This window comes from Pseudomonas sp. KUIN-1, from assembly GCF_009176725.1.
In the GTDB taxonomy this organism is placed as follows: Bacteria; Pseudomonadota; Gammaproteobacteria; order Pseudomonadales; family Pseudomonadaceae; genus Aquipseudomonas; species Aquipseudomonas fragariae.
In genome coordinates, this window is sequence record NZ_AP020337.1 from 264,021 (window position 1) to 276,508 (window position 12,488).

Annotated in this window: 12 protein-coding genes; 7 read left to right on the plus strand and 5 right to left on the minus strand. The window is 61.1% G+C overall.

Translation table 11 applies throughout. The annotated features are described in order from the left end of the window. Nucleotides 1–13: 13 nt before the first annotated feature. Nucleotides 14–538 carry an Mpo1 family 2-hydroxy fatty acid dioxygenase gene (locus KUIN1_RS01310; protein ID WP_003403937.1) on the minus strand — a complete coding sequence of 175 codons (525 nt, stop codon included), beginning with the start codon at nt 536–538 and terminating at the stop codon, nt 14–16. A gap of 81 nt (nt 539–619) precedes the next feature. On the opposite strand from KUIN1_RS01310, the gene KUIN1_RS01315 reads away from it, so the two are divergent. The 5 genes from KUIN1_RS01315 to gcvH all read left to right on the plus strand — a co-directional run bounded on the left by KUIN1_RS01315 (nt 620) and on the right by gcvH (nt 6,002). Continuing rightward, nucleotides 620–1,330 carry a Crp/Fnr family transcriptional regulator gene (locus KUIN1_RS01315; RefSeq protein ID WP_024652142.1) on the plus strand — a complete coding sequence of 237 codons (711 nt, stop codon included), beginning with the start codon at nt 620–622 and terminating at the stop codon, nt 1,328–1,330. 116 nt (nt 1,331–1,446) lie between these two features. Beyond that, nucleotides 1,447–2,448 carry an extracellular solute-binding protein gene (locus tag KUIN1_RS01320; RefSeq protein ID WP_152091789.1) on the plus strand — a complete coding sequence of 334 codons (1,002 nt, stop codon included), beginning with the start codon at nt 1,447–1,449 and terminating at the stop codon, nt 2,446–2,448. A 271-nt stretch (nt 2,449–2,719) separates the two neighbouring features. Beyond that, nucleotides 2,720–4,336: an ABC transporter permease gene (locus KUIN1_RS01325; RefSeq protein WP_054092923.1), complete on the plus strand. Its 1,617-nt coding sequence runs from the start codon at nt 2,720–2,722 to the stop codon at nt 4,334–4,336. Nucleotides 4,337–4,489: 153 nt separating this feature from the next. Then, nucleotides 4,490–5,572, plus strand: a complete 1,083-nt coding sequence (gene gcvT, locus KUIN1_RS01330; protein WP_032657075.1) for a glycine cleavage system aminomethyltransferase GcvT — start codon at nt 4,490–4,492, stop codon at nt 5,570–5,572. A gap of 43 nt (nt 5,573–5,615) precedes the next feature. Continuing rightward, the gene (gene gcvH / locus KUIN1_RS01335) at nt 5,616–6,002 is read left to right on the plus strand and encodes a glycine cleavage system protein GcvH (RefSeq protein WP_103754290.1); all 387 of its coding nucleotides are present in this window, start codon (nt 5,616–5,618) and stop codon (nt 6,000–6,002) included. 69 nt (nt 6,003–6,071) lie between these two features. Here gcvH and KUIN1_RS01340 read toward each other — a convergent pair whose 3' ends face one another. The 3 genes from KUIN1_RS01340 to KUIN1_RS01350 all read right to left on the minus strand — a co-directional run bounded on the left by KUIN1_RS01340 (nt 6,072) and on the right by KUIN1_RS01350 (nt 8,776). Continuing rightward, nucleotides 6,072–6,392, minus strand: coding sequence for a DUF2388 domain-containing protein (locus tag KUIN1_RS01340; RefSeq protein WP_002551535.1), 321 nt, complete (start codon nt 6,390–6,392; stop codon nt 6,072–6,074). Nucleotides 6,393–6,533: 141 nt separating this feature from the next. Beyond that, nucleotides 6,534–8,318, minus strand: a complete 1,785-nt coding sequence (locus KUIN1_RS01345; RefSeq protein WP_024659940.1) for a GspE/PulE family protein — start codon at nt 8,316–8,318, stop codon at nt 6,534–6,536. 110 nt (nt 8,319–8,428) lie between these two features. Beyond that, nucleotides 8,429–8,776 carry a hypothetical protein gene (locus tag KUIN1_RS01350; RefSeq protein WP_003403920.1) on the minus strand — a complete coding sequence of 116 codons (348 nt, stop codon included), beginning with the start codon at nt 8,774–8,776 and terminating at the stop codon, nt 8,429–8,431. Nucleotides 8,777–8,901: 125 nt separating this feature from the next. On the opposite strand from KUIN1_RS01350, the gene KUIN1_RS01355 reads away from it, so the two are divergent. Next, nucleotides 8,902–9,372: an Lrp/AsnC family transcriptional regulator gene (locus tag KUIN1_RS01355; RefSeq protein ID WP_003305413.1), complete on the plus strand. Its 471-nt coding sequence runs from the start codon at nt 8,902–8,904 to the stop codon at nt 9,370–9,372. A gap of 313 nt (nt 9,373–9,685) precedes the next feature. Here KUIN1_RS01355 and KUIN1_RS01360 read toward each other — a convergent pair whose 3' ends face one another. After that, a complete protein-coding gene (locus tag KUIN1_RS01360; RefSeq protein ID WP_162886049.1) occupies nt 9,686–11,053 on the minus strand; it encodes a CYTH domain-containing protein in 1,368 nt (455 codons plus the stop codon). Nucleotides 11,054–11,216: 163 nt separating this feature from the next. On the opposite strand from KUIN1_RS01360, the gene argE reads away from it, so the two are divergent. After that, on the plus strand, nt 11,217–12,365 hold the full coding sequence (gene argE / locus KUIN1_RS01365) for an acetylornithine deacetylase (protein WP_060409710.1): 1,149 nt from the start codon (nt 11,217–11,219) through the stop codon (nt 12,363–12,365). The last annotated feature ends 123 nt before the right edge of the window (nt 12,366–12,488 follow it).

Consider the following 12,488-nt stretch of genomic DNA (forward strand, 5'->3'; position numbering starts at 1 on the left):
CGGTTTCCGGCGTCTAGGTCGTTGCCTTGCGGGTCGCACGCCCCACCGGGCCCGCGCGCTCTTCGATGGCGTGCTGCAGAGCTTTGCGCTGGCCCATCAGGAACGCCAGCTCCGCGACCACAAACAGCGGGCCGATGATCAGCCCGGTCAGGTCATCGATGAAGGCCGGTTTGCGCCCCTCGTAGTAATGGCCGACGAACTGGATGATCCAGCCAATCACAAAGAGCCCGACGCCCGCACTCAGCCAGACCATGGTTGCCTGCTGCGCAAGGTTGGCCCCGGCCCAGATACACAGCGCCAGTAACACCGCCATGACCATGCCGAGGGCGCGATCGAGTCGCAGGTAAAACACCGTCGAGCCCAGCGCCAGCAGCGCCGCAGGTGAAAGCCACAGCCCGCTGACAGTCCAGCCCGGTCGCGAGAGAAGCACCGCCACGGCCAGCACGATCAGTGGAATACCCACGAAGTGCGTCACGATATTGCGTGAATCACGGTGATAAGCCGCGTATTGGCTGAGATGATCGACAAGGGTTTTCATTATTATTCCTGCCTGAGACGATGGCCGGCTTGAGCCTGATTTCTTGTACAACATGCATGGCTGAAAGAGAAGGGAGCAAAAATGACAAATGGAGTGTCGTGGCGGTCACGATTGCTATCCGATTACTGGTTTTCCCATCTGCCTGCCGATCTGCAGGACAGCCTGCTGGACGCTGCCCGCCAGCGACGCAAGACGCCCGGCAGGCGGCTGTTCGAGAAGGGCGATCTGCCCTGCGGTGTTTATGTGCTGCTGGAGGGCAGCGTGCGGATCGGCGCCGCCCACGAGCAGCGGCTGCTGACGAACGTGGAACCTGCAAGCGCGCCGTGCTGGTTTGGCGAAGTCTCGCTGTTTGACGGGCTGCCGCGCCGTTTCGAAGTCTGCTCGCTTGAGCAGAGCATCTTCCTGCACATCCCCCAGCCATTCCTGGCCCGGCTGCTCGACAGGCACCCCGAGTACTGGCGCTGGTTTGCCGCACTGCTCAGTCAGAAGGTCGGCTTGCCACTGCAGAGCCCCGAGAAAATGCGTCAGCTGCCGCCGCGGGCGCGGGTCGCCTGGCGGCTGTTGATGCTCAGCGAGGGGTATGGCCCGTTGAGCCACGCACGCCGCCTGATTGCGCTGGATGACATTCAGGCGGCGGAGCGTCTTGCGCTTGCCTCGCCGGCCTTGCTGGAAGTACTCCAGGACCTGCATGAGCGCAGGATCGTGCGCCTGGGAGAGGGACACCTGGAGGTGTTCGATGTGGACAGGCTGCGCAGGGTGGCGAACTTTTCCAGAGCCAGGGCTGTGTGCTGATCACCGGTCATGATCGGGCCTGGACACATCCGGTAACGGCTCCGCTGTCGCTTCGATTGAGATAGCAAATGGGATTCACTACCATTTCGCCTCCTTTGCGAACGCGAGATACCCCGATGCAGGCAAGCAAGCGTCTTCTGGCTGCTCTGACACTGACCTTACTGGGCAGCACCGCTCAGGCTGCCGATGAAGTGGTGGTGTATTCGTCCCGGATCGACGAACTGATCAAGCCGGTATTCGATGCGTACACGGCCAGTACCGGGGTGAAGATCAAATTCATCACCGACAAGGAAGCGCCGCTGATGCAGCGCATCAAGGCCGAGGGCGAGAATGCCACCGCCGACCTGTTGCTGACGGTCGACGCGGGCAACCTCTGGCAGGCCGAGCAGATGGGTATCCTGCAGCCGTTTACCTCCCCGGTGATCGAAGCCAACATTCCACCGCAGTATCGCTCGTCGAGCCACGGCTGGACCGGCCTGAGCCTTCGCGCGCGGACCATCGCCTACGCCACCGACCGGGTGAAGCCTGCCGAGCTGAGCACCTACGAGGCGCTGGCCGACAAGAACTGGGAAGGCCGTCTGTGCCTGCGTACCGCGAAGAAGGTCTACAACCAGTCGCTGACCGCTACGCTGATCGAAACCCACGGTGCCGAAGCGTCGGAGAAAATCCTCAAGGGCTGGGTCAACAACCTGTCCACCGACGTGTTCTCCGATGACATCGCGGTGCTTGAGGCGATCAATGCCGGGCAGTGCGACGTGGGTATCGTCAATTCCTATTACTACGGTCGCCTGCACAAGGAAAAACCGGACCTGGCGGTGAAGCTGTTCTGGCCGAACCAGGCTGATCGCGGTGTGCACGTCAACCTGTCGGGTATCGGTCTGACCAAGTACGCCCCGCATCCTGAAGCCGCCAAGGCGCTGGTCGAGTGGATGACCGGCCCCGAGGCGCAGAAGATTTTCTCCAGCGTCAATCAGGAGTTCCCGGCCAACCCGAACGTGGCGCCTTCAGAAGAAGTGGCCAGCTGGGGGCCGTTCAAGGCCGACACCCTCCCGGTCGAAGTGGCAGGCAAGCGTCAGGCAGAAGCGATACGCATGATGGATCGCGCGGGCTGGAATTGATTTAATACCCAAGTGCCTGACTCTCGTTGATACGCTTCGCGCTCATTACACAAATCTTTAATAGCCCGAAAAGCGTGGCTTTCAGGCTTCTGCCCGCAGGGCGTAGGAGCGGACTTGTCCGCGAAGCCGTCAGTTCAGATAATGCATTTTCTGAGAATGTACCGGCCTTTTCGCGGACAAGTCCGCTCCTACGGCTTTCAGCCAGAATCAGAAGCAGACCTGTGCGCACGCTCTGCTTACCCTCTTGAACCCCCTCATTTCGAGAACCTCCGTGGCCCATCCTGTGCAACGCCGCTGGTACCCCCTGGTTTTCGCCATCGCTGCACTGGTCGTGCTGCCGCTGAGCGTTCTGCTGCTGTCGTGGGAGACGGTTGACCAGCAGATATGGTCGCACCTGCTCGAAACCCAGATGGCGCGTCTGCTGGGCAATACGCTGATCCTGGTGCTGGGTGTCGGCGTGGGCGTGACCCTGCTGGGGGTGAGCCTGGCGTGGCTGACCAGCCTGTGTGAATTCCCCGGCCGCCGCTGGCTGGACTGGGCTCTGATGCTGCCGTTCGCGATCCCCGCCTACGTGCTGGCGTTCGTGTTCGTCGGGCTGCTGGATTTTTCCGGCCCGGTGCAGACCCTGATGCGCGAATGGTTCGGCTCCGGTCTGCGCCTGCCTCGGGTGCGCTCCACTGGTGGGGTGATCATCGTCCTGGTGCTGGTTTTTTACCCCTACGTCTACCTGTTGGCGCGCACGGCGTTTCTGGCGCAGGGCAAGGGCCTGATGGAAGCGGCGCGAGTGCTGGGCAATACGCCCCTGCAGGCGTTCTGGCGTGTGGCGCTGCCAATGGCGCGTCCGGCCATCGGCGCGGGGGTGGCGCTGGCGCTAATGGAGACCCTGGCCGATTTTGGTGCCGTGTCGGTGTTCAACTTCGACACGTTCACCACTGCCATCTACAAGACCTGGTACGGCTTCTTCAGCCTGTCCAGCGCCGCGCAACTGGCCAGCCTGCTGCTGTTGGCCGTGCTGGTGCTGCTGTACGGCGAACGCCGCGCCCGGGGGGCAAGCCGACCGGCCAACGAGCGTCCGCGTGGCGCTGCGCTTTACCGGTTACGCGGCATCAAGGCATGGGCCGCGAGCTTCTGGTGTGGGCTGGTGTTTCTCTGTGCCTTCGTGTTGCCGATGCTGCAATTGATCGTCTGGGTCTGGCAGCGTGGTCGCTTCGATCTGGATGAGCGCTACACCGGTCTGATTCTGCACACGCTCTATCTGGGTGGCATGGCGGCGTTGATCACTGTCAGTGTGGCGCTGATTCTGGCGTTTGCCCGACGTATGGCGCCCACGCCTGCGATCCGCTCCGGCGTCAGCCTCGCCAACCTGGGCTACGCATTGCCAGGTTCGGTACTGGCCGTTTCAATCATGCTGGCGTTCAGTTACCTGGACCGCGAACTGGTCATTCCACTGTCCGGCTGGCTGGGCGGCGCAGGCAAGCCTTTGCTGCTCGGCAGTCTCTCGGCCTTGCTTCTGGCGTATCTGGTGCGTTTCATCGCCGTCGCCTTCGGTCCGCTGGAGCACAGCCTGTCGCGGATCCGCCCGTCATTGCCTGAAGCGGCGCGCAGTCTGGGGGTCAGCGGGCCAAAGTTGTTTCTCAACGTGTATCTGCCGTTGCTGGTGCCAGGGGCGCTGAGCGCGGCGCTGCTGGTGTTCGTCGATGTGCTCAAGGAAATGCCGGCAACCCTGCTTATGCGCCCGTTTGGCTGGGATACGCTGGCGGTTCGCATCTTCGAAATGACCAGCGAGGGCGAGTGGGCGCGGGCTGCGTTGCCAGCTTTGTCGCTGGTGCTTGTAGGATTATTACCCGTCATTGGGCTGATTCGTCGCTCTGCCCGTCAGATTGGTTAGGTGCGGGGGCCTCACCTTGCGGCTACAATGCGCCGCAATTGGTGCGGTCTGTCAGATAATTCGGTCAGCTGTTACGTGCTGCAAACTCCGGTTCATGGGGGGCTTGCCGATCTCGTCTGCCCGCACCTTCGCCACGCCCGGAAGGAGAAACCCATGGGACAGCGTACCCCCCTGTTCGACCTGCACCTCGCCCTTGGCGCGAAAATGGTCGATTTTGGTGGCTGGGACATGCCGTTGCATTACGGATCGCAGGTCGAGGAACACCATCAGGTGCGTCGCGACTGTGGGGTCTTCGATGTCTCTCACATGAACGTGATCGATGTGCTCGGCCCTCAGGCCCGAGTCTGGCTGCGTCGTCTGCTGGCCAATGATGTAGACAAGCTCAAAACCCCCGGTCGTGCCTTGTACAGCGCCATGCTGGACGAGAGCGGCGGGGTGATCGATGACATGATCGTCTACCTCACGCCTGAAGGTTATCGGCTGGTCGTCAACGCGGCGACCGGCGTCAAGGATCTTGCCTGGATGCAGGCGCAACTGGGTGACTTCGACGTGCAACTGGTCGAGCGCAGTGAAATGGCCATGCTCGCCATTCAAGGCCCCAAGGCCAGAGCCCGTATTGCCGAGCTGGTTTCCAGCACCCGCGCCGAACTGATTCACCAGCTCAAGCCGTTCGAAGGGCTCGATGATGGCGACTGGTTTATCGCGCGTACCGGCTACACCGGTGAGGACGGCCTGGAGATCATGCTGCCTGCCGAAGAGGCCCAAAGCTTTTTCAATGAATTGGTTGGCGCGGGTATTTCCCCGATCGGCCTGGGCGCTCGCGACACGCTGCGCCTTGAGGCCGGCATGAACCTGTATGGCCAGGACATCGGCGAGCATGTCTCGCCCTTGGCCTCGAATATGGCCTGGAGCATCGCCTGGGAGCCTGCCGACCGTGATTTTATCGGTCGCAAGGCGCTGGAGAGCGAACGGGCTGAAGGAACTGCCTTCAAGCTCGTCGGATTGGTGCTCGAAGAGCGCGGCGTTTTACGGGCGCATCAGGTGGTACGTGTCGCAGAAATTGGCGAAGGAGAGATCACCAGTGGTAGTTTCTCTCCTACGTTGAGCAAATCCATTGCACTGGCTCGCGTTCCGATGGCGACCGCTGACCGGGCCGAGGTAGAAATCCGCGGCAAATGGTACCCGGTGCGGGTGGTGCAGCCTGCGTTCGTGCGCCATGGCAAAACCTTGATCTAACCTATGGCGGGTTTTCCGCTGACCCGATGTTGAGGATGACTAAATGAGCAATATTCCCGCCGAGCTGCGTTTCGCCAAAAGTCATGAATGGGCACGTCTGGAGTCAGACGGCACCGTGACTGTCGGCATCTCGGACCATGCACAGGAAGCACTGGGCGATGTGGTCTTCGTCGAACTGCCGGAAATCGGCACAGCGGTCGCTGCCGGTGACCCCGCCAGTGTTGTCGAGTCGGTCAAGGCCGCTTCGGATATCTACTCGCCGGTTGCGGGCGAGGTTATCGAAGTCAACACAGCGTTGGGCGATGCCCCCGAGTCGCTCAACAGTGATCCGTACGGTGCCTGGATCTTCAAGCTCAAGCCAAGCGACGCCAGCGGTGATCTGGCCAAGCTGCTGGATGCAGCCGGGTACAAGAGCGCTATCGGCGAATAACCGATTACCGCTCACAAAAATGCCGCTCATGGAGCGGCATTTTTTATGCGCGAAGCTAATCGGCAAGACTTACTGGTTTTCAGCGACCAGATTCTTATCCAGGATCGCATTGGCCAGTTCCATGTCGGTGGCTTTCAGGCCTGGATTGTCTTTGCGTACCTGCTCGATGGCCGCTTCCAGGAACGGACCGCGGATGCCACCGTCGCTGGCGACGAAGCTGCCTGCGTCGTCCTGGGCGGCGACGATCAGTTTGTGATCCTTGAAGGTCAGGTAAGTCGAGCCGGTGGTTGCACCGGAAGACAGCACATTACGCCAGAAGGTGTCAGCCATCGCTGAACCCATTGGGATGGAAAGCAAGGCTACGGTGGCGACAGCGAACTTGAGACGCATGATGAATTACTCCAGCTGTGGTTGTTCTGAGGGGTTGGATAGCTAAAGGCATGAACTAGTTCAATCAAGGTGTACCGTGCAGTTCACTTTAGCTGGCTCGGCATGCCGCCAGGCCTCCAGGAACAACGCTTTCAACCCTGATCAGCGTTGTTCGCTCTGCGGTGTTACCCGCAGCACTTCCTCAAGTGTAGTCAGGCCCGCCGAGACTTTCTGCGCGCCGGACAGACGCAGGCTGCGCGTCCCTTCCTTGAAGGCCTGACGACGCATGGCGGTCAGGTCCAGGTCCGCCGAGATCAATGCCTTGATGTTGTCGGACATGACCATGATCTCGTAGACACCTGCCCGGCCCCGATAGCCGGTATCGCGACACTCCACGCAGCCGACCGCCTGATGCGCGCCAGGCGGCACCGGTGCCTGCCAGGGGCGCGTCAGGGTTTGCCAGTCGGTCTCGTTGAGGTTGATGGGCGCCTTGCAGTGTGGGCACAGGGTGCGCACCAGACGCTGGGCCATGACGCCGAGGATGGTCGCCTTGAGCAGGTAATGCGGTACACCCAGTTCGAGCATGCGGCTGATTGCGCTGGGCGCATCGTTGGTGTGTAGCGTCGACAGCACCAGGTGGCCGGTGAGTGCCGCCTGAATCGCCATTTCGGCGGTCTCCAGGTCACGAATCTCGCCGATCATGATGATATCCGGGTCCTGGCGCATCAGCGCGCGCACGCCGGCGGCAAAGCTCAGGTCGATGTTGTGTTGAACCTGCATCTGGTTGAAGGCCGGTTCGACCATCTCGATGGGATCTTCGATGGTGCACAGGTTCACCTCGGAGGTCGCCAGCTTCTTGAGGGTGGTGTACAGCGTGGTGGTCTTGCCTGAACCGGTCGGACCGGTAACCAGAATAATGCCGTTGGGCTGGCGGGTCATTTCCTGCCAGCGCCGCAGGTCGTCACTGGAAAAGCCCAGTTGGTCGAAGTCCTTGAGCAATACCTCGGGGTCGAAGATCCGCATGACCATTTTTTCGCCGAACGCGGTCGGCAGGGTCGACAGGCGCAACTCCACTTCACGATTCTCAGGTGTGGTGGTCTTGACCCGCCCGTCCTGTGGTTTGCGTTTTTCGGCGACGTTCATCCGCCCCAGGCTTTTCAGGCGGCTGACAATCGCCATGATCACCTGCGCCGGAAACTGGTAAACGTTGTGCAGCACCCCGTCGATGCGAAAGCGCACGGTGCCCTGCTCGCGGCGCGGCTCGATGTGAATATCACTGGCGCGTTGCTGGAAGGCGTACTGGAACAGCCAGTCGACGATATTGACGATGTGCGCGTCGTTGGCGTCAGGCTCCTGATCGCTGGCACCGAGCTTGAGCAACTGTTCGAAGTTGCCCATGTTGCTCATTTTTTGCTCGGAGGCGCTGGCGCCGCTGACCGACTTGGCCAGCCTGAAAAACTCCATCGCCATGCGCTGGATGTCTGCCGGGTTGGCGACCACACGTTTGATCTGCAGCTTGAGCACATGCGCCAGGTCGGCTTCCCATGAGCGCACATACGGCTGCGCGCTGGCGATGGTCACCGATTCGCGATCGACCGCCACGGCGAGAATCTTGTGGCGCTGGGCAAAGGCGTAGGACATCAGTGGCGTGACCGCCGCGACGTTGATCTTCAGCGGGTCGATACGCATGTAAGGCTGGTCACAGGCTTTGGCCAGCCAGGCGGTCAGGGTTTCCACGTCCAGCTTCTTGCCCGGCCGCTTGAGATCGTCAAACTGCAGCGAAGCGAGAAACTCGAGGGGGTGCAGCTGAATGTTCACCGCACTGCGACGTTGGGTGAGTGCCGTTTCCGCGTCGTCCTGGCCGAGATAGCCTTCGGCAACCAGATCACGCAACACATCATTCAGATCGAGCCAGCGATCCTGTGAAGAGGGGGCCAGGGCTGCCATGTGCGCTCCTTGAGGCAATTCGTCATTGGACGATGAACAAGAGTAGACGCCAAGCGTGACAGCGTTATGGGTTCTATGCGACCGGGAATTGCCGGAGCAGGCGAATTGATTCAGCCCGTCGCCAGGGCGGCACGGGATTGCGCGGTGTTCCGGGCGTCGACCTGCTCGACTTCCACTGAGCAGACGTCGATCAGGTTGCGCATTTTTTCGCCAATCACCTGTGCTCGATGCCAGCTCAATCTGGAAACCTGAAGGTCGATGAGCAGCAGGCTCTCTTGTTGCACAGCACTCAATTGGTCGGGAATCAGGTACTGCATGGCAAACAGGTTCAACACCTGACAGAGCAAGGCAGGCTCGGCTTCGGCGCAGACACGGTAGCGTGCGCAGCACTGCGCATTGCTGGACGACCAGCTATCTGGACGCTGCGAAGGGAGGGTGACGGCTTCGAGATTGGGCATGCTGATACTCCACAAGGATGCTGGAAATCTTTGCATGCGTGAAAAGAAATTTCTGGTCCATCATTGGGTGGATTAGTCTTTATAAGACTTGTTAATGCGCTGCAGGCTATTTCGGAAAATTAATTATGCAAATCGAGCTGGACAGTTACGATCGCAGGATTCTGGCGCTGCTGCAGGAAGATGCTTCGCTTTCCAGTGCGCAGATTGCCGAGCAGGTCGGTCTGTCGCAATCACCCTGCTGGCGCCGCATACAGCGGCTCAAGGATGAAGGGGTGATTCGCCGTCAGGTGGCGTTGCTGGACCGCAAGAAAATCGGTCTGAACACGCAGATATTCGCCGAGGTGAAACTCAACGCCCACGGGCGCTCCAACTTCACCGAGTTCACCGACGCGATTCGTGGCTTCCCGGAGGTGCTGGAGTGCTATGTGCTGATGGGATCGGTGGATTTTCTGCTGCGCATCGTGACCCCGGATATCGAGGCGTACGAGCGGTTCTTTTTCGAAAAACTGTCGCTGGTACCCGGTATTCAGGAAGTGAACTCGACAGTGGCCCTCTCCGAGATCAAATCCACGACCAGCCTGCCGCTGTTGCGCTGACGGGGCTGGTGCCCGGAGTTGCGCCCGCCTCGGTTGTGCCTCGTGCACCGAGGTGGCTGGTTTTGCTGCCGGTTCCCGGCAGTTCGCGGACAAGTCCGCTCCTACAAAAAACGGGAGATCATGTACAAGCGCAGCGTCGCCCGGTCTGCTCCCACGCCCTTCGGGCAGAATCAAAAGCGGACTTGCGTATGACGCTGAATGATCTGGCCTGCAGCAGTGCTTCTGCCCGGAGGGCGTAGGAGCGGACTTGTCCGCGATGGGCTGCGAAGCGGCCCTAAAACGTTTCAGGCTACTACGGCCTTCTGATCCAGCCTTACAAGCGCAGCAGGGTTTTCCAGGCACGGCTCTGGAAGACGGTGATTGCCTGTTGCACGCGGGCATCGAGGACTTCGTCGCTGATGTCCAGGTGTGCCAGTTCTTCCAGCTTGCGCAGTTCGCCGTACAGACGGTCCAGCTCCGGCAGGTCCAGCGCGCCGCGTGCCCAGTGCAGCCAGGACTGGATGCGCTCGATGCGCGGCAGTTGCTCGGCCAGGTCTTCCGGCTGCTGCTGATAACGGCTCAGTTGCAGGGACGTGGCTTCTTCGCCCAGCAGGCGTGGCAGCCAGCTGCTCAACAGCGCGGCGCCCTGACGATTGCCGCGGGTGTTGCGTTCGGTGGTCCAGCTGCGCGTCAGCAACCAGCGTGAGGTATTCAGCGAGAACTCGCCCCAGCGCGTGTCCTGCAATTCTTCGAGGAATTGCTCGTGGGCGGCACCGCGTACATCGGCATCGTCCTGTCCGGCCTGGACCAGCGGACGCCAGTCTTCCAGCAAGGCGTCGAGCGCAGTACGCAGTGGTGCGGTCGAAGTGCGTGGCGCGGCCTGACCGAGGCTGCTGGTCAGAGCACGCAGTTCAGCGAGCATCTCGACCCAGTCCTGCAGCAGGCGCCAGTGGCCGTTGAAACGGTATTGCTCGGCCAGACGCTGGCTGCTGCCCAACAGATGCCAGGCCAGCGCGGAATAAGCGTCGTCCAGCGGCGTTTCAGCATTCAGGGCGGGCGCGTGCAGGCTCAGCGAGTAGCTGCTGGCATCGAGCAGACGGTAGCCGCGCTCGGCCTTGCTGATATCGCACGGCATCAGCGGCAGCGTTGCAGCCAGCTCGGCGGCCAGTTCCAGCAGCGCGGCAGGCTCGCCTTCACGCAGCTCGAGTTCCAGCTCGCAGATTTCTTCCTTCTGCTTGCCCGCAACCACCTGGCCCAGGTCCAGTGCGGCTTCGATCACCACTTTGGCCTTGCCACGGCCCCAGGCAATCTCGGCTTTCTCACGCACGAAATCGGTGGTGAACAGCGGTTTGATGGTTTTCTTGTCCAGATCGGCCAGTTGCTCAGGCCAGCAATCGCCTTCGAGCTTCTTCAGGTCCAGCTTGGCCTTGCTCAGGTCCCAGTTGTACTCATTGCGCTCGGACAGGCCGGCCACGCTTTGCCCGCGAGTTTTCATGGTCTGGATGATCTGATCGCCGTCGCGGCGGATGCGCAGGGCGACTTTGGCCTGCGCCAGCTCACCTTCGGGGGTATCGAAATACTGGTTCGACAGTTCCAGGCGCTCCCAGCCACTCTTGTTGCGCTTCTTGAGCAACGGGTGTTCACGCAGTGCAGCGAGGGTCTCGCGGCTGACGCGGAGTTTGATTTCTGTTTCTTTTTGCATGGCCGGGGGAATCCAAACGCTGATACGGATAAACGGGAGCGCAGCCCATGATTGAACGGCTGCCGAGGCCGTCAGTGTACAGGACATGGCCCGAAACGGTTTATTCCTGGGTTGTTATGGCCCTATGATGGGCCGTGTTCCGTCTCGATTACAGGAAGCGTCCATGCCGTTGCCGTCCATGAAAGACCAGTTCGCCGCGCTGATCGCCGTACCCTCGGTGAGCTGCACTCAGCCTTCCCTGGACCAGAGCAACCGCCCCGTCATCGACCTGCTGGCCGGATGGCTCGGCGATCTGGGGTTTGCCTGCGACATCCAGCAAGTGTCGCCCGGCAAGTTCAATCTGCTGGCGACCTACGGTACAGGCCCGGGCGGCCTGGTACTGGCGGGACACAGCGATACCGTGCCGTTCGACGAGGCACTGTGGAAGACCGACCCCTTGAAGCTGACCGAGGTGGATGGCCGCTGGGTCGGGCTGGGCAGTTGCGACATGAAGGGCTTTTTTGCGCTGGTCATCGAAGCGGTGCGTGGCCTTCTTGACCAGCCGTTCAAGCAGCCGCTGCTGATCCTCGCCACCTGCGACGAGGAAAGTTCGATGGCCGGTGCCCGCGCGCTGGCCGAGGCCGGACGCCCGCTGGGTCGTGCGGCAGTGATCGGCGAGCCGACCGGGCTCAAGCCGATCCGCCTGCACAAGGGCGTGATGATGGAGCGCATCGATATTCTCGGGCGCAGCGGTCATTCCTCCGACCCGAGCCTCGGGCACAGCGCACTCGAAGCCATGCACGACGCCATCAGCGAACTCAAGGGCCTGCGCACGCAGTGGCAGGCGAAGTACCGCAACCCGCAATTCACGGTGCCGCAGCCGACGCTGAACCTGGGCTGTATTCATGGCGGCGACAACCCGAACCGGATTTGTGGCCAGTGCTCGCTGGAATTCGACCTGCGTCCGCTGCCGGGCATGGACCCGGAGATGCTGCGCTCGGCGATTCGGCAGAAGCTGCAGCCGCTGGCCGAGCTGCACCAGGTACAGATCGACTACGCACCGCTGTTCCCCGAATGTGCGCCGTTCGAGCAGATCGCTGACGCTGAACTTGTGCGTGTCGCTGAACGTCTGACCGGTCATACCGCTGCCGCAGTAGCATTCGGCACCGAAGCGCCTTATCTTCAGCGCCTCGGCTGCGAGACACTGGTGCTCGGCCCGGGCGACATCGCCTGTGCGCATCAGCCGGGGGAATACCTCGAAATGTCACGTCTTGACCCTACAGTGCGTCTGTTACGTCAACTGATCGAACATTACTGCCTGACGCCCCAGTGAGTCAGGCATACCCCGTGTTTGTTAATCAAAGCATCTTGAGTAAAAGGAGACTGCGCGTGCTGCCAAGCCTGTTCCGACGATAACCACCACACCGTTGTGCGTGCTTCTTTTCTTCGTCCATTT

Excerpts from the sequence above, each read along its gene's own strand:
- KUIN1_RS01350 (WP_003403920.1), bottom strand. The coding sequence starts at position 8,776 with ATGCCCAATCTCGAAGCCGTCACCCTCCCTTCGCAGCGTCCAGATAGC.
- KUIN1_RS01355 (WP_003305413.1), top strand. The coding sequence starts at position 8,902 with ATGCAAATCGAGCTGGACAGTTACGATCGCAGGATTCTGGCGCTGCTG.
- gcvH (WP_103754290.1), top strand. The coding sequence starts at position 5,616 with ATGAGCAATATTCCCGCCGAGCTGCGTTTCGCCAAAAGTCATGAATGG.
- KUIN1_RS01340 (WP_002551535.1), bottom strand. The coding sequence starts at position 6,392 with ATGCGTCTCAAGTTCGCTGTCGCCACCGTAGCCTTGCTTTCCATCCCA.
- gcvT (WP_032657075.1), top strand. The coding sequence starts at position 4,490 with ATGGGACAGCGTACCCCCCTGTTCGACCTGCACCTCGCCCTTGGCGCG.
- KUIN1_RS01315 (WP_024652142.1), top strand. The coding sequence starts at position 620 with ATGACAAATGGAGTGTCGTGGCGGTCACGATTGCTATCCGATTACTGG.
- argE (WP_060409710.1), top strand. The coding sequence starts at position 11,217 with ATGCCGTTGCCGTCCATGAAAGACCAGTTCGCCGCGCTGATCGCCGTA.
- KUIN1_RS01345 (WP_024659940.1), bottom strand. The coding sequence starts at position 8,318 with ATGGCAGCCCTGGCCCCCTCTTCACAGGATCGCTGGCTCGATCTGAAT.
- KUIN1_RS01310 (WP_003403937.1), bottom strand. The coding sequence starts at position 538 with ATGAAAACCCTTGTCGATCATCTCAGCCAATACGCGGCTTATCACCGT.
- KUIN1_RS01320 (WP_152091789.1), top strand. The coding sequence starts at position 1,447 with ATGCAGGCAAGCAAGCGTCTTCTGGCTGCTCTGACACTGACCTTACTG.
- KUIN1_RS01360 (WP_162886049.1), bottom strand. The coding sequence starts at position 11,053 with ATGCAAAAAGAAACAGAAATCAAACTCCGCGTCAGCCGCGAGACCCTC.